General features: G+C 51.9%; 16 protein-coding genes and 3 pseudogenes. 12 read left to right on the forward strand and 7 right to left on the reverse strand.

Annotated features, from left to right (window positions below; genetic code table 11):
- A partial coding sequence (locus DO97_RS18075) for an IS5 family transposase (RefSeq protein WP_036536168.1) occupies positions 1-420 on the reverse strand: 420 nt, incomplete at its 3' end.
- Positions 421-536: 116 nt separating this feature from the next.
- Between DO97_RS18075 and DO97_RS21530 the strand changes: the two genes are divergently transcribed.
- From DO97_RS21530 to DO97_RS18105, 7 genes are all read left to right on the forward strand, one after another.
- The gene (locus DO97_RS21530) at positions 537-1145 is read left to right on the forward strand and encodes a GAF domain-containing protein (RefSeq protein ID WP_081980846.1); all 609 of its coding nucleotides are present in this window, start codon (positions 537-539) and stop codon (positions 1143-1145) included.
- 28 nt (positions 1146-1173) lie between these two features.
- Positions 1174-2061 carry a GAF domain-containing sensor histidine kinase gene (locus tag DO97_RS18080; protein ID WP_156120652.1) on the forward strand — a complete coding sequence of 296 codons (888 nt, stop codon included), beginning with the start codon at positions 1174-1176 and terminating at the stop codon, positions 2059-2061.
- Between the two features lie 218 nt (positions 2062-2279).
- Positions 2280-3827, forward strand: a complete 1548-nt coding sequence (locus DO97_RS18085) for a HAMP domain-containing sensor histidine kinase (protein ID WP_239651861.1) — start codon at positions 2280-2282, stop codon at positions 3825-3827.
- Positions 3824-4498: a response regulator transcription factor gene (locus DO97_RS18090; RefSeq protein ID WP_036536170.1), complete on the forward strand. Its 675-nt coding sequence runs from the start codon at positions 3824-3826 to the stop codon at positions 4496-4498. Before DO97_RS18085 ends, DO97_RS18090 begins: the two co-directional genes overlap by 4 nt.
- A 31-nt stretch (positions 4499-4529) precedes the next feature.
- Positions 4530-5372, forward strand: coding sequence for a GAF domain-containing protein (locus DO97_RS18095; RefSeq protein WP_081980849.1), 843 nt, complete (start codon positions 4530-4532; stop codon positions 5370-5372).
- A 70-nt stretch (positions 5373-5442) separates the two neighbouring features.
- Positions 5443-6120, forward strand: a complete 678-nt coding sequence (locus DO97_RS18100) for a two-component system sensor histidine kinase NtrB (protein WP_052128934.1) — start codon at positions 5443-5445, stop codon at positions 6118-6120.
- Positions 6121-6234: 114 nt separating this feature from the next.
- A complete protein-coding gene (locus tag DO97_RS18105) occupies positions 6235-7044 on the forward strand; it encodes a slipin family protein (protein ID WP_052128936.1) in 810 nt (269 codons plus the stop codon).
- Positions 7045-7113: 69 nt separating this feature from the next.
- Here the strand turns inward: DO97_RS18105 and DO97_RS18110 are convergent, their stop codons facing one another.
- The gene (locus DO97_RS18110) at positions 7114-7566 is read right to left on the reverse strand and encodes a Fur family transcriptional regulator (RefSeq protein WP_036536172.1); all 453 of its coding nucleotides are present in this window, start codon (positions 7564-7566) and stop codon (positions 7114-7116) included.
- Positions 7567-7686: 120 nt separating this feature from the next.
- Positions 7687-9526, reverse strand: a pseudogene (locus tag DO97_RS31460) (N-acetylmuramoyl-L-alanine amidase).
- A gap of 316 nt (positions 9527-9842) precedes the next feature.
- Here DO97_RS31460 and DO97_RS18120 point away from each other — a divergent pair.
- Positions 9843-10808 (forward strand): homogentisate phytyltransferase, encoded by a 966-nt coding sequence (locus tag DO97_RS18120; protein ID WP_239651862.1) that lies wholly within the window; start codon positions 9843-9845, stop codon positions 10806-10808.
- A 390-nt stretch (positions 10809-11198) separates the two neighbouring features.
- On the opposite strand, the gene DO97_RS24520 is transcribed toward DO97_RS18120, so the two are convergent.
- Positions 11199-12449, reverse strand: a complete 1251-nt coding sequence (locus DO97_RS24520; RefSeq protein WP_162183029.1) for an FUSC family protein — start codon at positions 12447-12449, stop codon at positions 11199-11201.
- 993 nt (positions 12450-13442) lie between these two features.
- Here DO97_RS24520 and DO97_RS18130 point away from each other — a divergent pair.
- The gene (locus DO97_RS18130) at positions 13443-13625 is read left to right on the forward strand and encodes a hypothetical protein (protein ID WP_052128935.1); all 183 of its coding nucleotides are present in this window, start codon (positions 13443-13445) and stop codon (positions 13623-13625) included.
- A 1332-nt stretch (positions 13626-14957) separates the two neighbouring features.
- Here DO97_RS18130 and DO97_RS18135 read toward each other — a convergent pair.
- Positions 14958-15170 (reverse strand): hypothetical protein, encoded by a 213-nt coding sequence (locus DO97_RS18135; protein ID WP_036536177.1) that lies wholly within the window; start codon positions 15168-15170, stop codon positions 14958-14960.
- A gap of 366 nt (positions 15171-15536) precedes the next feature.
- Here DO97_RS18135 and DO97_RS18140 point away from each other — a divergent pair, with 366 nt between their 5' ends.
- From DO97_RS18140 to DO97_RS18150, 3 genes and pseudogenes are all read left to right on the forward strand, one after another.
- A complete protein-coding gene (locus DO97_RS18140) occupies positions 15537-15719 on the forward strand; it encodes a hypothetical protein (RefSeq protein WP_036536178.1) in 183 nt (60 codons plus the stop codon).
- Positions 15720-15737: 18 nt separating this feature from the next.
- Positions 15738-20333: pseudogene (gene gltB / locus DO97_RS18145) on the forward strand (glutamate synthase large subunit).
- Between the two features lie 98 nt (positions 20334-20431).
- On the forward strand, positions 20432-21916 hold the full coding sequence (locus tag DO97_RS18150) for a glutamate synthase subunit beta (protein WP_036536179.1): 1485 nt from the start codon (positions 20432-20434) through the stop codon (positions 21914-21916).
- 66 nt (positions 21917-21982) lie between these two features.
- On the opposite strand, the gene DO97_RS18155 is transcribed toward DO97_RS18150, so the two are convergent.
- Together DO97_RS18155 and DO97_RS18160 are read right to left on the reverse strand one after the other, a co-directional pair.
- Positions 21983-22186: a hypothetical protein gene (locus DO97_RS18155; protein ID WP_036536180.1), complete on the reverse strand. Its 204-nt coding sequence runs from the start codon at positions 22184-22186 to the stop codon at positions 21983-21985.
- A gap of 212 nt (positions 22187-22398) precedes the next feature.
- A pseudogene (locus DO97_RS18160) lies at positions 22399-22758 on the reverse strand (IS5 family transposase); the annotation flags it as partial.

The following is a 22758-nucleotide window of genomic DNA, read 5'->3' on the forward strand; positions in this document are numbered from 1 at the left end:
TCCCAGGGTATCGACCGTCATAAACCGTTTTCGACCTTTAATTTGTTTGCCCGCATCGTAGCCCACCGATTGGCTCACTCCAGCGGCACTTTTGACACTTTGACTGTCGATAATCGCTTCCGACGGGCTGCGATGACGCTCCTGTTCAATTCGGGTACACTCTCGCAATCGGTCGTGCATCCGCACCCAGGTTCCATCTTTGCGCCACTGACGAAAGTAGGTGTATACGGTTTGCCATGCCGGAAAATCCCCTGGCAACCCTCGCCATCGCACTCCCTCCACCAAAACATAGAAAATGGCGTTCAGAACATCCCACATATCGACGCTACGAGGACGACCACCGAATTTCGGCTCGGGTATCAAGTCGTTGAGTAGTTCAAATTGGGCTTGAGACAAATTACTGGGGTAAGCTTTACTCATGACGCTCTCTCAGTGCTGTGTACGACATATTCGCAGCTTACACTGAGTGAGCTTTTTTACTCACTAAACGACTTTTAAAACACCCTCTTAAACATACGGGGGCAACTGAAGATGAAATTCACTATCAAGTTGACCGCAAGTTAACAGGATCATGGTTATTCATCCCTTTGATTGTGAATGAAAAGATTTGGGGAGCCTTGACGATGTTCAAGGCTCAACTGATATCGCCGTGGACTGGAGAACAAGAGAAGCTAGCTCAGAGTATTGCCGATCACTTAGCGATCGCCATCCAACAGTCTGAACTCTATCAACAGGTGCAGCAACTCAATGCCAATCTGGAGCAACAAGTTGAGGAACGAACGGCTCAATTACAACAAGCTCTGAGCTTTGAAGCCTTACTACAACGGATTACCGATAAAGTCCGCGACAGTTTAGATGAGGGGCAAATTCTCCAAACCGCCGTTCATGAACTAGGGGTTGCCTTGGCATTGGAAGGCTGCAATGCCGGAGTTTATTGTGCAGACCAAACCCTGGTTAACATTGCCTATGAATACAACCATCCCTCAACTGAGGTGCAAGGAAAAGTCTTAGAAATCGACCCCCCCCTGCATCGATATTTACCCCTTTCTCTTCCAAAGAAATGCCTGTCAATTTTGTCCGATTACCCCGAATTGGCTGCGCCACCCCCACCGACAAGTAGCAGTTCTGGCTTGCCCAGTCTATGACAATCAGGTGGGTTTAGGGGATTTGTGGTTGTTTAGACCTCCAGGAGAGTGTTTCAGCGATTTAGAAGTTCGGTTGGTGCAGCAAGTTGCCAACCATTGCGCCATCGCCCTGCGGCAGTCGCGGCTTTATCAAGCATCCCAGGAACAGGTAAAAGTACTGGAGCGGCTCCATCATCTCAAGGACGATTTCCTCAGTTCCGTTTCCCACGAACTGCGATCGCCGATGGCAAACATCAAAATGGCAACCCAGATGCTTGAAATCCAGTTAATTCATAAGGCCGTCTCAGAGACCCAGGATCAATCTGCCATCAACCGTTATCTGAAGATCCTCAGTCAGGAGTGTGAGCGCGAGATTCAGTTGATCAATGATCTGTTAGATCTGGCGCGTCTGGATGCCAATATTGAACCCCTTACCCCGACCCTGCTGCCTTTGCAATTGTGGGTGGCTCGGATCTCCCAGGCATTTATGGAACGTACCCAACGGCAGCAACAACACCTATCCTTTGACATTCCCCCTGATTTAGCCTTGGAAATCGACGTTTCCTCCCTGGAACGTGTCCTGATTGAACTGTTGCACAATGCTTGTAAGTACACCCCGTCGGGGGAAACAATTTCTGTATCTGCCCAAAAAATCCCAGGCTCCGAAACTCCCAACGCCGATATCAACCCACCCGCTTCTCCCTCCATCATCCAAATTTGCATCAGGAATTCTGGCGTGGAAATTCCCCCTGAGGAATGCGATCGCATTTTTGAAAAGTTCTACCGTATTCCTAACAATGACCCCTGGAAACATGGCGGCACAGGACTCGGTTTGGCACTGGTAAAGAAACTGATCGAACGCTTAGGGGGGCGCATCCGCCTCGAAAGTCATTCTCGGCAAACCTCCTTTATTCTGGAGTTTGCAACCTTGGCCTAAGACTTCTCAGCTTCATCTCATCCAATTCTGACGGGAAATTCATCGGATCACGGGAATGCCTTCAGGTGAGGAAATTACTCTGAAAGTGAACGGCAGTGCATCAATACGGTGCCCCTGATTCAGGCAAAACTCAGTCGCCCTGAATCAGGAGCCACGGGGCGGGGCTGCTAGACAGTCATCCCATTGATTTTGCCCTGAAGGGTCTTGAGGCTAGCAGGATGGCAAGTGTATCCATGATATTTAATGGAGGCATTGTTGGTGCTTTCAAGCGGTACAGACAGTGGCTGGGGATTCGGTGGGCCGCGATGCTGCGGCAGCAGTTTTTGCCCGTCGCCCAACTCCAGCGCCAATACCTGGATCCAACCTCCCTCCAATGTCGCCTCACCCTGGAAATTGCAGCCCTGTTGATCCTGAGCCTGAGCGGGATTGCGGGGTGGACACACTGGCAAATGCAACAGATCTTGATTGCCACCCACACCCAGCAGGTCGCCTATATTGCCTCACGCTTTCCCCAGGACGTTGAGCTTTACAGCGAGATGTTACCGATGGAGAGGGGTCTGGAAAAAACGATTGAGAATGTGTCGGTGTCGGGGTTGATGATCTGGGTGAGAGCCAGGGATGGACAATTACTCGCCCAGTCCCCCAGTTTGCAGTCGGAGAAATTTGATCGCATTGATTGGCAGTCCCTCCGGGGAGTTCCCCGTAAACCTCAGGTCTATCAAGTGGGCAACCAACACCTGATTCTATACATGGGGGCTTTAATAGTTCACGGGCAAGATCTGGGCAAGCTCTATCTCGCAAAGGATGTCACCCAGGATCAACGGCAGTTAATGATGGCAACCCAACGCCTCGGGGGGGTGTGCTTGGGGGTTACCGTGGTGATGGTAGTGGTGCTATCCCTGCGAATCCAGCGATCGCTGCAGCCCCTACAAAAAATGAGCCAGATGGCCGGAGCCATTTCCGCCGCCGATTTGAGTCAGGCGCGGTTACAGTTGCAAAATGCCCCTCGGGAAGTTCGGGAGCTAGCCCAAACCTTTAATCGCATGTTATCGCGTCTGGCAGATGCCTGGGAGCAACAACGCCAGGTCGTCAGTAATATCTCCCATGAACTGCGAACCCCCCTTACCATTGTGCTGGGCTATTTGCAAAGTCTATTGCGCCGCAGTGCCAACCTCAGTGACTATCAGCGAGAAGCTCTGACCACTGCGACCACGGAGGCTGAGCAGGCCACCCGACTGCTTCAAGATCTCCTCGATCTGGCACGGGCTGACAGTGGCTATATGCACTTTCATCGCGAGTCTGTGGTGTTAATGGATCTGGTGACCGAGGTTGCCGCCATGGCCGAGCAGTTTAGTGATCGCGCTATCCAAGTGTCTACCTCAGAGACGTTGATCGCCCCCGAAACTCTGAAGGTCAGCGCCGATCGCCACGCCCTGAAACGGGGGCTGGTAAATTTGATCGATAATGCCGTCAAGTATTCTGCCGCGGATCAACCCGTTGTCCTCAGCTTGCAGTTCACCGAAACCCAAGCCATGATTCAAGTGGGCGATCGCGGCGTTGGCATTTCCTTAGCGGATCAGAGTCGCATCTTTGATCGGTTTTACCGGGTGGATGAAGCTCGCTCCAGAGCCACCGGGGGACATGGGCTGGGGTTAGCCATTGCCAAGACGCTCATAGAAGGCATGGAGGGCAGCATTACCGTGCGATCACGGCTTGGGGAAGGGAGCACCTTTACGATCACACTGCCCAGAGAGGTAACGATATGACGGCCCATATTCTGCTGGTTGAAGATGAGGTCAAACTAGCGCGGTTTGTCGAACTGGAGTTGAACAGTGAAGGGTATCAAGTGAGTGTGGCCCACGATGGCATGGCAGGGCTGACCCTGATCCGGGAGTCAGCTCCAGATTTAGCGATTCTGGACTGGATGCTGCCGGGGTTAAGCGGTGTCGAGGTCTGTCGCCGCCTACGGGCAACGGGTTGCAAAGTCCCCGTGATTTTGTTGACCGCCAAAGATGAGGTGGGCGATCGGGTGGCGGGTCTGGATGCAGGAGCCGATGACTACGTGGTGAAGCCGTTTAGCATTGAAGAGTTGCTAGCACGCATCCGCGCCCATCTGCGCCGCACCCAAGAAATTGAGACCGATCAATTGCAGTTTGGTGATTTGAGTCTCAATCGTCGCACCCGACAAGTTCTGCGGGGCAACCAGGCGATCGAATTGACTGCTAAAGAGTTTGATCTGCTGGAGTATTTACTGAGTCATCCGGCTCAAGTGTTCACCCGCGACCAAATTTTAGAGCATGTTTGGGGCTATGACTTTATGGGAGACTCGAATATTATCGAGGTCTACATCCGCTACCTACGGTTGAAGCTGGAGGTCAACAATGCCAGTCGTTTAATCCATACGGTACGAGGGGTAGGCTACGTCTTAAGGGATTGACCTCATCAGGGGCAGGAAGTTGGGAGAGTCGGTGACCACGCACTCTAAAAAGCCAGAACAGCGCACCTTAGAAGTTTTATCCTCCCTCAGCTACCGGGCTGGCGAACTCAGTCGCTACCTCCACGAGGTGGCCCAGGGCGTCAGCGAACTGATTGGGCTAGATTGGTCAGCCGTCACCATCTGTCGGGATGGGGGGGAGCGGGTGCTAGCAAGCACCCTTGATCTCGGTGAAGAGGGAAAGCAGGTCTACTCACTCCATGGCACCCTGACGGGTACGGTGTTTGCCACCGGCTCTCCCCTAGTGGTGGAAGATGTGACCACGTGTAGCGATTATGGTCAGGCACCCGAAGGCTACCGCGCCTATCTGGGGGTGCCCCTCCGCACCCCGACGGGGAAAGTGATTGGCACCATCTGCTCCTTTCATCACCAACCGCGGCACTTTACAACGGAAGAAATCCGTCTGGCAGAAATCTTTGCCGAACGGGCGGCAACGGCGATCGATAATTACCAGCTCTATCAACAACAGCAAGCAGAAATTCAAGAACGCCAGCGGGTGGAAATTGCCCTGCGTAAAAGCGAGGAACAGCTGCGTCAACTCGCTGAAAATTTAGAACAGGTTTTCTGGCTGTTTTCCCGTGACGCCCAGCCCATTTATGTCAGTCCGGCCTTTGCCACCATCTGGGGTCAGCCCCTCAGTCGCTGGTATGCGGAGCCAGATATTTGGTGGACGGTGATCCATCCCGACGATCGCGATCGGGTGTACCAGACTTTCACCCAAAACGCCGAGGGGAAATCAGAAGAAGAGTTCCGGATTGTCCGTCCCGATGGTTCCGTGCGCATGATTCGTAGTCAGGGATTCCCCGATCCGGGATGAATCGGGACAAATCTACCGCATTGCGGGCATTGCCGAGGATATTACCGAACGTAAACAAGCAGAACTGGAGATGTTAAAGGCGATCTCAGCCCTGGCTGAGGTTGGGGAGTTGGCTGCCATGATTGTCCATGAGGTGCGCAACCCCTTAACAACGGTATTGATGGGGTTAAATGCTTTTAAGCGCCTGGATTTACCTGCCTTAGTCAGGGAGCGGCTCTCTCTAGCGTTGGAGGAAGCGGAGCGCATTCGCAATTTATTGCAAGAGATTTTGCTCTATGCCAAACCCCATGCCTTGCAGTGTTCAGAACTAGAGCTGAATTGCTTCATTGCCGAAATTTTAACCACCATTCGCACGATGCCGACGGTGCTGAGTCGCCAGATTGTATTTGTCCCAGCCGCCACTCCCGTAATGATTGTGGGCGATCGCGACAAGCTGAAGCAGGTGTTTATTAATCTCGTCGATAATGCCTGCGAAGCCGTTGCCGAGGGAGAGATTGTCACCTGGACGGTAGAACCTGTCACCCCATCCAATGTGGTTGCGATTCAGGTGCATAATGGCGGCGAACCGATTCCCCTAGAGGTGCTACCCAAGCTGACCAAACCCTTCTTTACCACCAAATCTTCCGGCACCGGATTAGGGTTGGCGATCGTCAAACGGATCGTCGATGCCCACGGCGGGGCATTAATGATCACCTCCTCTGCCGCAGCCGGGACAACCGTGAGCGTTACCTTGCCATTGGCGAACTAAGTTGGTAGCCACCCCGGACTTTTGGATCAGACAATGGAAGTAGCTAAGGTGAAGTTGAAATCTGGGAATGAACCGTCATGGGAAGTCTGGTCAGCAGTTTTTTTCGTGGCATTGATGATTCTGACCTTCAGTGGGTTTAAGCTCGATCGCGAATATCAGCGGGGGGTGATCTTTCGCTTAGGACGGGCTCGCGGGATTTTGGGGCCTGGATTGTATTGGATCATTCCCTGGGTGGATCAAAAAATGCAGGTGGATGTGCGCACCAAAACAGTCAACATTGAACCTCAGGAAACCGTCACAGCTGACAGCGTTACCATTCGAGTCAATGCCGTTCTCTACTACCGGATTCTTGATCCCTCCAAAGCCATTAATCGGGTTGAGAACTATCAGATGGCAGTGTATCAGATTGCCCTAACCACGCTGCGCAATGTTGTGGGGCAAAATATTTTGGATGACGTGCTGCAAAACCGCGATGCTATTAACCTTAAAGTCCAGGAAATCGTAGATGAAATCACAGAGCCGTGGGGAATTGTGATTGAGCGGGTGGAAATGAAAGATGTTGAAATTCCTACCACCATGCAGCGGGCGATGGCTAAAGAAGCGGAGGCAATTCGGGAAAAACGTGCGCGAATTATCAAAGCGGCGGCGGAACAGGAAGCGTCACAAAAATTAGCCCAGGCAGCTCAGACGATTAGCGCCAACCCTACCGCTTTAGAACTGCGCCGACTGCAAATGTTGACGGAAATTGGCGCTGAAAACAATACCACTACCATTGTTATGATTCCCTCTGATTTCGTGAATCTAGCGAGAAACTTGTCTCAAGCTGAATCTAACGATGCCCTGACTCAAACAGCCCGCCCCTTTAATCCAGAAGTTTTATTGCGTCAAAAGCCTTCAGCAGAAGGAGTGAAAAATGGGGAATAAAAAATAAAAAGTTTATCATTCTCTCCCACGGGTCTGTTCTATTCAACTAGGTTGAGCAATAATCCAAGGTTAATTCGGCATCAGAGAACGCTGACAAGTTGGACAAACGGCGTGAATAGTGAGCTGGCAATCTAGCAGATGATAACCTTCCTTTTGAGCCGTGCGAGTTCCTACCTTGAGAATCGAATCACTCTTAAACTCAATTGTCTTATTACACCGGATACAAATCAAATGATGGTGATGGTGGGGATAGGGTTGATTAATTTCGTAATGTTTATGTCCCTCTGCCAGTTCTAGTTCCCGCAGAATACCCATGCGAGCCATTAACTTCAGGGTGCGATAGATCGTTGATAAACTAATCGCCTCTCCCTGATCTCGCAGGACGTTGTAGAGGTCTTCAGCACTGAGATGATTCGCCTTGGGAAGATTTTGAAAGACTTGGAGGATGGTTTCGCGCTGGGGAGTCATGCGCCAGCCTCGTTCATTGAGTTCAGCCTTTAGTGATTGCGTTGTATATGTCATATGCACCTTCCCAATAAAGCTGGCTTATTGAGAATAATACTGAATTGGCTCTGGATTGGCAAGAAGCCATGCTAATTGAGATGAATTGTGATTATTGATAAAAAGGCGATCGCCAGAGGACTAAAGTGAAAGTCTGACCCAGTGCATGATTCCTTCGGCGATCGCCCGTGCCAATTGCCGCTGAGCCTTGGGGTTGACAATCCATTCAAACTCCTCGGGGTTAATCATAAAGCCCAACTCCAACAGAACAGCTGGTGCCACCGTTGGTCGGGTGAGGGCGAGATTATTCCAAAACACCCCATAGGAGGGACGATGCAGTTTCATCACCAGGTAATTGTGCAAAAACATGGCCAGACTTTGGGCTTGGGGATTGTACCAAAAGGTGGAAACGCCCTGGGTGTGCATGGCATCGCCATCGTCGGGGAGAGCATTGTAATGCAGGCTCAGAGCCAGGGTTGGCTGCAAGCGGTTAATCTGGGTAGCTCGATCTTGGGGATAAAGATCCTCATCCCCCTCGCGGGTTAACAGCACCGTGGCACCCCGCTGCTCCAATTCGGTGCGGAGCAGTTTTGCCAGGATTAGGGTGGCATCTTTTTCGGGATAACCCGTAGGGCCTCTAGCTCCAAGATCATTGGAGCTGCCATGACCCGGATCGAGCAAAATCGTCATGCCCTTGAGGGATTTGACGGGGATGACTTCCAGCCCACCCGCCCAGTTATTCCAGAAGGGATCGAAGGGATCGTTATTTCCCCAGCCAACCCGAGGCCGAAACTTCACCTGAGTTCCTAGATCGGGGGGATGCCGCAAGGCCAGGATCAAACTGGTGCCTTCATATCGCAGTTTATAGCCCCATTGCTGCCGAGATTTGAGTTGAAAGGTGTATTGAATTTCCGTCGGGTTAGCCTGTTGCCAGTCCAGACGACTAATCACGGGATCGTCCCCCAGCTTGATGGTGTCGGTCTGAGCGGTGGTGTTGTAAAGCGTCAGGGTAAAGCTCTCGGCACCCTGTTTGACCGCCAGGGGAACTGCCACTTCCAGGGGAAAAACTCACCTCGGTCCAGCCAGGAACCTGGCGCGACGTGATGCTACGGATCCGCGATCGCACGGGGCTGGGGGTGGAAACAGCCTTAACCTCGGACTGCCGTATCCAGCCCCCGTAGTCGAGGCGTAACCACTCGCCCTCCCAGCCAGTAACCGTGGCCTCTGTCCCCTGGGGTAGGGGGGTGAGTCGCGAAAAATCGCTCCCAGGGCCAGTGCGAGCCGTGCCAGATTCCACCGTGACGGCGATGACGGGCAGGCGATCGGCAGCTAGGATCTCCACCGCACCGACGCCTGGTTGCTCCAGGGTAGTGCCATTAAGGGTGAGTTGAAACATGGGGTGTCCCAAATCTCCAGGTGAGATCGCCGTCATACAACCTGCATAGGTCGTAGCGGTTTGCACTATGGGCTGGTTCTGCTGGGTCAAAAGTGCCGCATTGGGCGGTAGCTCAACGGTTTGGTTAACGGGTTGGAGGGGAATGGTTTTACCAGAGAGTTTCAGAGAGACGCTTCCATGGTCAGGGGCAATGGCACTGAAGCAGAGCAATTCCCCTGGGAGACGAGCCATCTTAACCGCGGGTTGCAAAGAATCTTTGCCAAAATTGACCCCGGTTGGGATCACGGGAGTCGTTGGCTGACGCAGTACCTGAATCTCGATTTGCTGTTGCTGATATTGCACCCGAAACAAATTTTTGCCAACCTGTAACGGAAAACTAGGGGCAAAATACCCAGCGGCACTTCGGGGGATGGGAATACCGTTGACCAAGACTTGCCCTCCAGGAGGGGCACTGCCAATCAAGAAAATTTGGGCGGCGGTGGTCTGGTGGTGAGGCGGTGGATAGGCCACAAACAGGGGTTGCTCCGCTCGAACAGCAGAGGCCATTAAAGCGCCAGTCAAGGGAAGAGCGAACCAATATTTCATCTCTGGGGAAACCGCATTCCATTGAGGTGATCGCCAATTCCTTCTGAACAATATTAACCTTGGTTCCTGGTTGGCTGACAAAAGGTTGATGCAAGATCGGTAAAATGCTTACCAGGCTAACAATGGCAGTACTTGAGTGAAGTAAACGGAAGCCAGCGTTCTCATCCTCATAAAAAACTGGGCGTTGCTTCATCCAAGTATGAATCGAAGATCTTGACAATGCCACAAGCCAGCTACAGGCAGTCCTGGTAATGTTCGAGAGGGGTTAACCGCAACGGGTCACCCTCCCCTCATCACCCTCATCCTCCAGATATCAATGCCTCTAAGATTTCCGACGGTGTTCATTTCCTGGCTCTCAGCATTCTGGGCATTTTCCCGCCCCCACACCGTCATTGGCACCAGTGTGAGTGTCTTGAGTCTGTATCTGATAGCCATCCTGAGCTATAAAACTACGCTGTTCCGACTCGATATTCTAGGGTGGATGTGGTTGACCTGCCTCTGCGGCAATATTTACATCGTGGGGCTGAATCAACTCGAAGATATTGACATTGACCGGATCAATAAACCGCAGTTGCCACTGGCAGCGGGTGCCTTTTCCCTGTCAATGGGGCGCAGCATTGTAGGGGTGACGGGTCTACTGGCCGTGCTCCTAGCTTGGTGGCAAGGGCCATTCTTGCTACTCACCGTGGGTTTCAGCTTAGGGCTAGGGACTGCCTACTCCCTGCCCCCGGTGCGCTTAAAGCGGTTTTCGTTTTGGGCCGCCTTTTGTATTCTCACGGTGCGTGGGGTGGTCGTAAATTTAGGCTTGTTTTTGCATGTCCGTGCGGCCTTAGGGCAATCCCTGGCAATTCCTCCGCAGGTGTGGGCATTAACCGGATTTATTTGGGTCTTCACCTTGGCGATCGCCACCTTTAAAGATATTCCTGACCTGGAAGGAGATCGCCGCTACCAGATCAAAACCTTGACCCTGCAATGGGGACAGCAGACGGTATTTAACCTGTCTCGCTGGATTTTAACCATCGCTTACCTCGCCATGGCGATCGCGGGAGTTTTCGGCTTACCGGGCACCCATTCCCTGTTTTTAGTCAGCACCCATTTGCTGATCTTGGCAGGATTTTGGTGGCGAAGTTTCGGAGTCGATTTACAAGATAAAGCCGCGATCGCTCGGTTTTATCAACTGATTTGGAAGCTGGTTTTTTCTAGAGTATCTGTTGTTCCCCATCGCCTGCTGGTTGGGATAACTCGTTTCCATATATTTTCGGAGTTGCCGGGGGAACCATAGCAACCCGAGCAAGGATAACCCTCTGGCGATCCAGCAGAGTGTCATCACATTCATTATGCTCCGCCAACTTTCCATACAGCAATCCTCCCAGTGCCGACAGTCCTAATTCTGACATATTAAACAAGCTGACAATGCGTCCCTGTTTATCCTTGTCGGTCAGGGTTTGCAGCAGGGTGTTACCGCCGATTATGTTTAATGAGCCCGCACAGCATCCGCAAAGGTAGAGGCCTCTTGAAAGGAATTTGTGGCTGCAAAGTTGAGGGCATGATCTTCCGAGGTTGTCCATAAGATTCCTTTCCTTTTGGGTGATTGGTGAATAAAAATGTTCACCGTCACAGAGATGTTTGGTAGGAATGTTGCCCTCGTGGGCGGAAGAGGAACTTTCGAGTTTCATGGTTTTCGATTGCCTGATGTAGCTGAAGTGACGTGATTTTGTTGGTGTGTATAGGTGCATCTAGTTTCACCAAACTGTTCGATCTCCTCACAAAGCTGATTCAGCGCCAGCAAAAAATTGAATTGTGGCCGGTTCACACTCACTCCACCATTTTCCCCTGAGATCGGTAGGCGACAGCGGTTGGCGACTAGTGGGAGTTGAGGTGAGAAGCGGGTGCCAATAAATTGCTGCATCTCTATAAATGCAGCTGTAATCTGTTCAATCACAGTCTGTGCGTCGGGTGGCAAGATTTCCGGTTGTTGCGGCTGTTTAGATTCAGCAGCAAGATAGCTCAAGTAAAGTAAGGCTTCATAAATTTTTCTGTCCGCCTGAATCACTGCCAGCCGCTGAGATAAACTATCACCTCTCATCAGTGTTTCGTGTTTACGACCTTCAAGATGAGTATCCAGTTTATAAACGCTCTTTTGAGTTTGCTGGCTGAGTTTTTGAATGGCTTGAGGATCAAGTTCAGGTGATTGATATTCGGTCACGATCGCCTGAAAAAAGTGTTGAAAGTCTGTCCAGGTTTTGATTAGACCCTGTTTCCAGTTTGAACTTGACCAGTTTGGCAGCACCAACAGCGTCACAGCTAGCCCGATCGAGCAGCCAATAGCAATATCAATGGCTCGCCACTCCATCAATGCCACGGACGCTCCTTGCCTAAGGGAACCCAGAAAGCAAATATATGCAAACTGCTGAAAAAATTTAGCATACCCATAATTAGAGAGGGAAGGGCGTAAATATAGGTAAGGAAAAATAGTGATGAAGGCAGCCACAAACATGAGGGTGTGATGCCGAAAAATCAGCGCGTAAAATATCACTGCCGCAGCCACACCAAATGCCGTCCCTAATAAGCGCCCTTGGGCTTTCCAGAACGTATTACCAACGCTATCCCGACTGACAATTAAGGCGGAAACTGGAACCCAATCCCCGTGGGGTAAATTCAGCCATCTCGTCACAATTAATGCAATCAAAACCGCGATCGCAGAGCGGGTAGAACGACGACTGATAGGCTCATTGAGATCGAACCTCCACTCAATCGATTGATCGGAAAATGGTTTGCCCGATGTTTTCCAATGGGGTGCTTCTGAGAGTTGAGCCTCTGGCCTGAGAAGTAATGCATTTAGCTTTTTACATAGATTTTGGGTTGCAAAATCTATGCTTTGTAAATGAACCTGGTCAACAGTGGACAGTTTATTTTCAGCCATTAATTTGTGAATGATCTCTCCAATGGCTGGTTGAGGAGACAGGGGTGCTTGGGAAGGTTCCGGAACCATGGGTAAGCTTGAGAGAAACGCAGAACCCTGGGCACCAAATCTCTGGAGAGCGAATTTGAGATGAACACTAGTAAGGTGAGAATATTTTAAGGGAGAGAGGGCTTGTTCCAGGATAACGATCGCTTCAAACAGCGCTTCCTGAGATGAGATCAGATGTTGATCGGTTGCAATTATGGCTACTGTCCCGAGTTTGGAGTTTGACTGTACCTGCTTCAGGGTAGATTTTTGTGCTTCAATCAAACTAAAAATTCTGCGCTTGAGATCAGGAAGAGAATCCTTTGTTTGCTGAGAGGATTGATCCAGATTTAAAATGCTTAGATCAAGTAATCTAGCTAGACGAGATCGAGTGCGTTTTGACACTGCTTCCAGTGTTTTCTGAGGATTGCGGGGAAGAACCCAGAAAACGCAAATGAATGCCAGGAAAAACCCAAATAAAACGTTAATAATAATGAAAGGAATTTCCGAGATTTGGGGATTCTCAGCGATCGCAACCGGGATCAAGATCCAGGTGAGAGAGGTGTCATATTGCGAACCAAAACGCACAGCATATTGAGCAAAAAAGCTAAAAATCACGAGAAGTATGGCTTGGAGAAGCAGATAATTGCCCAGGCAACCGAGTAGGCCAATGGTGAGAATTGCCATCAAAGCGGCTCTCAGCATGGTGAGTTGTTGTTGTCGTGGAATATTACCGTTTGTCTTATGGACAAAAATCAAGGCCGCAAACACCATGATCGGTTGGGCAACTTGGGGGGCAATGTAAATCAGTGCCGCAGCCAATAGCGCTGCAAAGCAAGCTTTCCAGGCTTGGTGAAAATGCGAACCGGAAGGATCATGGAGATCGATTAAGCTAGTTTGGATATTTTTGATCCATTCAGGCATCTTTTTCTTTGAGCCTCAATTGAGTACTACCTCACGACTGGGGAATTGCATGAGACGCTAGAAGCTGCCTATAATTCTGCTTTAAAGCAGGCTGCACTGGAAGCATTTGAAGGCAGATATGAAGCAGAGGAAATGTCCACCCTGATCGATCTCAGAGCAATTCTCAACCAAGCCATGGAGTTAGTTTTGTCTACCGATTTGTCAAATGTTACCGACAAAACTACTTAATATAGCAGTCCGAATAAAGATATAAATTAATAGTTTATAAAAATATTTATAAAAGCCTTGCCTAGGAAAGCTCTCAAATAATTCAAATTATAGTTCATCTGATCTTTTTGTTTGTAATTTAAATCGGATTACTATAGTTTACCTGCATTGTAATGATTGTAGTTTTTTAAAGCATACATAGGTTTTCCCCCAAATTATTGATAATGATTGATTCAGAAAATTATTGAGTCTATTTATGGGGTACATCCATGATAGATATTCAATAGGCTGACATATAAGCCAGACTAGGAACCTACACGCCACGCTTCAACAGCGGCAGAGCGCTAAAATCTACTTCGTGAGATCGATGTATCACCTGATTTGATCATTTAACAGGTTCAAATCAGTAATCCAGTTAATTCAGTACAATCAACTACTACAATATATACGTTGATTCAACGATTACAGTCTTATACTTCAGTATCTTGGATCTTCATACTACGGCATAAAATGCTGGAATTGGTGAAGAGGTAATAAAGCCTGCTTCACTTTCTGTAAAATTTTGGACGAATTTTTACAGAGCCCAGCACTATAGCAGAACGACCCGATAGAGCCTCAGCTACGTGTCGAGGAGGTGCTTAAATCCTTCTACGTCCAAGGTTGGCCTGTTATCTTGTTCGTTGCCCTGCCTTAGAGGATGTTTTAAAAGGGTAGGCTTTAGCCTCAAATACAACTCAGAGGCGCGATCGCAAACCCTGGAACCCTGATTCTCTCGTATTAGCTTCTAGGTAGCTAGGGTGGTGAAACACACCCTGAAAGACTTTTAAAACATCCTCTTAGCACTTACAGGCGAGGGGTGACCCATCTAGGGCACAAGCTCCACCCTTAAGGACGGCTTTTGATACAACTGGAACCTACGCCCAAAGGCAGAGTCTTGCTCTTGGAAGCACCAACCTGTCTCGCAAGGGGCGGTCATTCCTGAGGAAGTTTTTGCTCCTAGGGAGCCAGCAAAGTTGTTCCCTACATCGACAGCGTAGAAGTCCACCCCGCGTCGTAGAGCTATGCCTACGGCAGGATATGCCAACGCTCCGCCGCAGGTATATGAGGGGTATTTCCTGCGGAAACGCTTCGCGAACAATGCCCCGAAAATCGACTCACAATGCAGAATACAGGCCACGGACGGTGGGTGGTGCTGCCTGTAGAGACAGGTTGCTTGAGAACCCCGTTCGCGAAGCGCTCGCCCTAGCGATTAGAAGCAGGAACGCCCTCACCGAAACAGATGGAAGTTTGTTCGAGAGCCAGGGAAGCCAGCGCTGTAATCTTTGATTCAGCGTCGGGAGGAGGGTCAGATCCTTAGTAACTATCTTCAGCGTCAACGTTCTTCAAGGTTAAACGTTGATTGGCGTCAACCAATCGCTCTGAGATCGCCTGCCGCCAGGTTAAGCTGACATCCAAATCGGCCAACACGTCAATCGCCTGCTGCCGATAGGAGGCGCTGCGAAGGGTATCGACCCGTTCCAGGAACTTGAGATTTTCGTAAACCTTTGCCGGAGAGGGGTGTGTCATGATTTCATCTCTCTGCTACTGACAGGTGTTGTGGGTCAAGGATTCAGAAGACTGTCGGACGATAAAGCGACCGATGCTTGCGCCGACTTCTGTTTTACATTATCTTCTAAGCGATCGCGCGGCCTCAGATTCAGCGATGAACCGTTATAGTCCTGTACGTATCGACGGGTTTATTGACATTTGTTTAAGATCGTCACCATCAATGAGATATCAATACCCGTTACCTCACCCAAAATTTTCAGCAGGGGATCAGGAAGTCATGAGAAGTAAATTGAGATTTATATCGGCAATGTAAGCTTGTGTAAATATCCGCAAGGGTTTTGTAGCGATCGCAGTCAGGAATCAGAATGTTACTATCAAAGGTTGATGCTTTTTGAAGCAGAAAATGAATTCAATCCTGCCCCAGGATATCTGACGATTTTCTTAAGGACAGCAGGGTATCGATTTTTCTCGTTAGATAATTCGCAAAACATGAGCGCGATCGCTGCTGGGATCACAAGTGTCGAAACCGTTGCTGTGGTATTTATTTCTGTGCTGTTTTTAGGCTAACTATCAGGCCAATCTAAAATGACTCGCAAAACTTTGCCCTCCAAACAAGGCCTCTACGACCCACAGTTTGAGCATGATGCCTGTGGAGTTGGTTTCGTCGTCCAGATCAAGGGAAAAGCATCCCATGACATCGTTGAGCAGGCGTTGACGATTCTCCTCAATCTCGATCACCGAGGTGCGGTTGGCGCGGAACCCAACACCGGAGACGGAGCAGGAATCCTGATGCAGTTGCCCCATAATTTTATGCGCAAGGTTGCCGCTGCCGAGGGGTTGACGCTGCCAGCACCGGGACAGTATGGGGTCGGGATGATCTATGCGTCACCAGATCCAGAGCTGCGTCAGCAAAGTCGGCGGATATTTGAGGAGGTGGCGGCAAAGGCGGGGCAGTCGGTGATCGGCTGGCGAGATGTACCCACAGACAATTCCAGCTTGGGCGCAACCGCCCGTGCCAGTGAGCCCTTCATGGAGCAGGTGTTTATCCACCGCAGTCCTGACCTGGTAGACGATTTGGCCTTTGAGCGCAAGCTGTATGTGATTCGCAAGCAGTCCCACATGGCGATTCGCCATCCCGGCATCGATCGCCACTGGTATCCCGCCAGCATCTCCTGCCGCACGATTGTCTACAAGGGGATGCTGATGCCCGTGCAGGTGGGGCGATACTATTCCGATCTGAGTGATCCGGATATGGAAAGTGCTCTGGGGCTGGTTCATTCCCGTTTCAGCACCAATACCTTCCCCAGTTGGGAGCGCTCCCACCCCTACCGCTATATCGCCCACAACGGCGAGATCAACACCCTGCGAGGCAACATCAACTGGATGCACGCTCGTCAGTCCATGTTTGAGTCGGAGCTATTTGGGGACGACCTGAAAAAACGCCCAACCCGTGATCAACATTGAGGGCAGTGACTCTACGATTTTTGACAACACGCTGGAATTACTCACCCTCTCGGGTCGCTCTCTGCCCCATGCGGTGATGATGATGATTCCAGAACCGTGGGCGGAGCATGAGTCCATGAGTCCAGAGAAGAAGGGGTTTTACGAATATCATTCCTGCCTGATGGAGCCGTGGGATGGCCCCGCCTCCATTGCCTTCACGGACGGCACCGTGATGGGGGCGGTACTGGATCGCAATGGTCTGCGCCCCTCCCGTTACTATGTCACCACCGACGATCGCGTGATCATGGCTTCCGAAGCCGGCGTTTTGCCCGTGCCGCCGGAGCAGGTGGTGAAGAAGGGTCGCCTGGAACCCGGTCGCATGTTCCTGGTGGATATGAGCCAGGGACGGATCATCGCCGACGAAGAAATCAAGCGCAGCATTGCCACGGCCTATCCCTATCAGGACTGGTTGGCTGAAAATCTGGTGAATCTGTCAGATTTACCGGGGGGTGAACCCGTTGGGGTAAGCCCAGAGCCTGTCTTGACCTTACCCCAACAGCAGCGAGCCTTTGGCTACACCTTTGAAGAAGTGCGGTTGTTGCTGACACCCATGGCTCAAAACGGGGTGGAGGCGGTGGGGGCCATGGGCACGGATACACCCCTGGCGGTGCTGTCGGATCGTCCCAAGCTACTGTATGACTATTTCCAGCAGCTCTTTGCCCAGGTGACCAACCCGCCGATTGACTCTATTCGTGAGGCGATCATCACGTCCCCAATTACGACCATTGGCAGTGAGCGCAATCTGCTGCAGCCGGAACCCGAAAGCTGTCGGTTGATCAAGCTGAAAACGCCCGTGATCAACAACGCTGAATTGACGAAGCTGCAGGAGATTGACAATCCCCATTTCGCATCAATGACGCTGCCAATCCTGTTTGACCCCAAGGCGGGGGTTAGGGGGCTGGAAGCGGCGATCGCAGAGATTTGTCAACAGGCAGATCAGGCGATCGCCGCTGGCAAGAATTTGATGATTCTCAGCGATCGCGACATCGCCAAAGACCGGGCTGCGATCCCAGCCTTACTAGCGGTCTCGGGTTTGCATCACCACCTGATCCGCAACGGCACCCGCACCCGTGTTGGCCTAGTGCTGGAGTCTGGGGAACCCCGTGAGGTGCATCACTTTGCGGTGCTGATTGGCTATGGCTGCGGAGCCATCAACCCCTATCTCGCCTTTGAGACGATAGCGGCCATGATCCAGGATGGTTCCCTCCCCGGTTTGGACTTCGCCACCGCCTGTAAGAACTACATCAAGGCGGTCACCAAAGGCGTGATCAAGATCGGTTCCAAGATTGGAATTTCGACGATTCAGAGCTATCGCGGGGCCCAGATTTTCGAGGCGATCGGATTGGATACCTCGGTGATTAACCAATACTTCACCTGGACAGCGTCCCGATTGGAGGGGGCAGATCTGGGGGTACTGGCGCAAGAGGCAATCCTCCGCCACCGCCACGCCTTTCCCGATCACGACACCCAGGATCAAACCCTGGATGTCGGTGGAGAGTACCAATGGCGAAAAGAGGGGGAAGCCCATCTGTTTAGCCCCGAAACGATTCACCTGTTACAGCAGGCGGTACGGGCAGGTAACTACGACCTCTACAAGCAATACGCCGCCAAAATTAACGAACACGGTAAGCAGTTCTTCAGAATTCGCGATTTGCTGGAGTTCAAGGCTCGGGAACCAATTCCCCTGGAGTCCGTGGAACCCGTGGAGGCGATCATGCGGCGCTTCAAGACGGGGGCAATGAGCTATGGATCGATTTCCCAGGAGACCCACGAGGCGTTGGCGATCGCCATGAACCGGATTGGGGGTAAATCCAACACTGGGGAGGGAGGCGAAGATCCCGAACGGTATACCTGGACAAATGAACGGGGTGATTCCAAGAACAGCGCCATCAAGCAAGTGGCCTCGGGTCGCTTCGGTGTCACCAGCCTCTACCTGTCCCAGGCCAGGGAACTCCAAATTAAGATGGCCCAAGGGGCAAAACCTGGTGAGGGCGGACAACTGCCCGGGCTCAAGGTGTACCCCTGGATTGCCAAGGTGCGTCACTCTACCCCTGGTGTGGGTTTGATCTCCCCCCCACCCCACCATGACATCTATTCCATTGAAGATCTGGCGCAATTGATCCACGACCTCAAGAATGCCAATCGCAAGGCTCGGGTCAGTGTGAAGCTGGTATCGGAAGTCGGTGTAGGCACCGTCGCAGCGGGGGTTGCCAAGGCCCACGCCGATGTGGTGCTGATCTCTGGATTTGATGGGGGCACCGGAGCGTCTCCCCAGACCTCCATCAAACACGCCGGACTCCCCTGGGAACTCGGCCTGGCTGAAACCCACCAAACCCTAGTGCTGAACAACCTCCGCAGCCGCATTGCCGTAGAAGCAGATGGCCAAATGAAGACGGGGCGGGATGTGGCGATCGCCACCCTCCTGGGAGCTGAGGAATACGGCTTCTCCACCGCACCCCTGGTATCCCTGGGCTGCATCATGATGCGGGTGTGCCACAAGAACACCTGCCCCGTAGGCGTTGCCACCCAAAATCCGGAACTGCGGAAAAACTTCACCGGTGACCCCCAGCACACCGTCAACTTCATGACCTTTATCGCCCAAGAACTTCGGGAGATCATGGCCTCCTTGGGCTTCCGCACCATTAACGAAATGGTGGGTCGGACGGATGTGTTGGAGCCAAAACAGGCGATCGACCACTGGAAGGCCAAGGGCATTGACGTGTCTAAGATTCTCTACCAGCCAGAAGCGGGGCCAGAGATCGGTCGCTACTGCCAGATTCCCCAAGACCACGGGCTGGAGAAGTCCCTCGACATCACCACCCTGTTGGATCTGTGTCAACCCGCTCTTGAGAACGGCCGTAAAGTCAGCGCCACCCTGCCCATCACCAACGTGAACCGCGTGGTCGGCACCATCCTGGGCAATGAAATCTCCAAACGCCATTGGGAGGGTCTCCCGGAAGACACGATCCACCTTCACTTCCAGGGGACGCGGGGCAAAGCTTCTCTGCCTTCGTGCCCAAAGGGGTGACCATGGAGCTAGAGGGGGATGCCAACGACTACCTGGGCAAGGGTCTCAGCGGCGGCAAGATCATCCTCTATCCCCCCAAGGCATCGACCTTTTTGGCGGAGGAAAACATCATTACGGGCAACGTGGCCTTGTATGGAGCCACAGATGGGGAAGCCTACATTCGCGGGTTGGCTGGGGAGCGCTTTTGCGTCCGCAACTCCGGGGTGCGAGCGGTGGTGGAAGGGGTCGGTGACCACGGCTGCGAATACATGACTGGAGGCAAAGTGGTGATCATTGGCCCTACCGGACGCAACTTTGCCGCAGGCATGAGCGGCGGTATCGCCTACGTGCTGGATGAAGCCGGGGACTTCGCCAGTCGCTGCAACAGTGAAATGGTAGATCTGGAGCGCCTGGAAGACCCGGAAGAAATTCGTGAGGTACACGACATGATCCAGTCCCATGTGCAGTTGACGGGCAGTGGCAAGGGCGATCGCGTCCTGGTGGCCTGGAACGACATCGTCTCCAAGTTCGTAAAGGTCATGCCCCGGGACTACAAGCGTGTTCTCCAGCACATCCAAAAAGCCTTGGCAGACGGTCTCAGCGGCGACGATGCCCTATCGGCAGCGTTTGAAGAAAACGCCCGCGATATCACTCGCATCGGCGGCAGTTAAACCAACACAACAGTAAGGGTAAGGCAATGCTTTGCCCTTACAAATCCCACCCTCCATTTCCAACCCGGATCATCCATTCACAACCACTGACAACCATCATGGGAAAACCAACTGGCTTCATGGAATTTCTGCGGGAGGTGGCGAAGGAAGTTTCGCCCCTCGATCGCATCCGTAACTGGGATGAATTTCATCTGCATATGCCCGATGAGAAGTTGCAGACTCAGGGCGCGCGGTGTATGGACTGTGGCACCCCCTTCTGTCACACCGGCATCGAAATCAATCGCGCCGCCAGTGGTTGTCCTATCAATAACTTGATCCCCGAGTGGAACGATCTGATCTATCGAGGCCGTTGGCAAGATGCCCTGGATCGGCTCCACAAGACCAACAACTTCCCAGAGTTCACAGGGCGGGTTTGTCCTGCGCCCTGCGAAGGGGCTTGTGTCCTAGGCATCATTGATCCCCCTGTCACCATTAAGAACATCGAGTACTCCATCGCTGAAAAGGGCTGGGATCAAGGCTGGATTAGACCCACGCCGCCGAGCCAGCGCACCGGCAAAAAGGTCGCGATCGTTGGTTCTGGCCCTGCGGGATTGTCCGCTGCTGCCCAGCTCAATTCGGCAGGCCATTGGGTGACGGTATACGAACGGGCCGATCGCCCTGGCGGTTTGCTGATGTACGGCATCCCCAACATGAAGCTGGACAAGAAAAAGGTAGTGATGCGTCGCCTGGAGGTACTGGAAGCAGAGGGGGTTACCTTTGTCTGCAAGACAGAAATTGGCAAGGATATCCCCACGGAAACCCTGGTGAAAGACTTTGATGCGGTGGTTCTCTGTACCGGAGCGACCCGACCCCGTGACTTACCCATCCCAGGACGCGATCTTCCAGGCATCCACTTTGCGATGGAATTCCTGACTGCCAATACCCAGGCGGTGCTCAATGGGTTTGATGGCGACCCCTACATTACAGCGGCAGCTAAGGATGTGGTGATTATCGGTGGCGGCGACACCGGAACGGACTGCGTCGGCACCTCCCTCCGCCACGGCTGCACCAGCGTCACCCAACTGGAAATCATGCCCAAGCCCCCCGAAACCCGTGCCCCCAGCAATCCTTGGCCGGAGTGGCCCAAGATCTACCGCATGGATTACGGCCAAGAAGAAGCTGCTGCCCTATTTGGCGATGATCCCCGCGTCTACAGCACCACCACGACCCACTTCGAGGGTGACGAGAATGGTCGGGTAAAAGCAGTGCACACCGTGCAGGTGAATTGGATGCGAGATGAACAAGGCCGCTTTGGCCCCCAACCCATCCCTGGCACAGAAAAGGTGATTCCAGCTCAACTGGTGCTGCTGGCGATGGGCTTCCTCGGCCCTGAACAGCCGCTCATTGATGCCTTGGGTCTGGAGCAGGATAGTCGCAGTAACATTAAGGCGGAACACGAGCAATACACCACGAGCATTCCTGGTGTGTTTGCAGCGGGAGACTGCCGTCGAGGTCAAAGTCTTGTGGTGTGGGCGTTTAATGAAGGTCGTGGTGTCGCGCGGGAGTGCGATCGCTACCTCATGGGCACCACCGAACTCCCCTAATCTTCAGCGCCTCTGGTGTTTGCCTGCCAACTCAAGTGTGCTGTCCGTGCAAGGAGGTGATCCAAATTACTGGCCTAGCACGGCAACAGTCATCAGCAGCAGGGCGATCGTCAGCCAGGGTAGTAGGTGAGATTGAAAGCGAAACCTTGCAGCCTTTTTCCTCTCTTGCAAAATGTAATGCAACAACTGAAGCTCATCTTCAGTTGGCGGTGGATTTTTTGATAATGCCGAAGCAAGATCATCCACTGAAACCTCTGCGTTTTTCCCCATGTCCAATCCTTGGCTTATTTGTGAGATCTGGATTGCATCATAGTTTGTGGCTATAATTATGACTCCAATTTATACTGTTGCTCAAGCAGTTGATCGCAGTTCCCACTACGATGCGGTAAACGCTGACTTAAGAATCCAGAAGTCAGAATCCAGAAGGGTTTTGCGATTCTGACTTCTGAGAGGATGTTTTAAAAGGTTTTTTGGGTCAGATTTTATGCTAACTGCCTCACCATGATTCGTATCATGGCCAGGTAAATAAATGTCTCCGAAGTTTCTGGCCATAACTCATAGTCTCGAACCAATCGACGGTACCCCATGAGCCAGCCAAATGTTCGTTCAACAACCCACCGTTTTTTTCAGCAATACGAACCCTTTGGTTTGCTCTGGTCGCAGCACAACCTCCACAATCCACCGACAAACATCCATCACCCACATCAGGAATGGATTACCGTCAAAACCGCCATCGGCCCAAATCGTATGCAGTCGCGATACCCCTTGACCCATCTGTTTCACCTGTTGGAGTACCTGTTTAGCCCCCTCTCGTTCGGGTACACTCGCGGCAGTCACCAAGA

Origin of the sequence: Neosynechococcus sphagnicola sy1, from assembly GCF_000775285.1 — a bacterium.
GTDB classification, from domain to species: domain Bacteria; phylum Cyanobacteriota; class Cyanobacteriia; order Neosynechococcales; family Neosynechococcaceae; genus Neosynechococcus; species Neosynechococcus sphagnicola.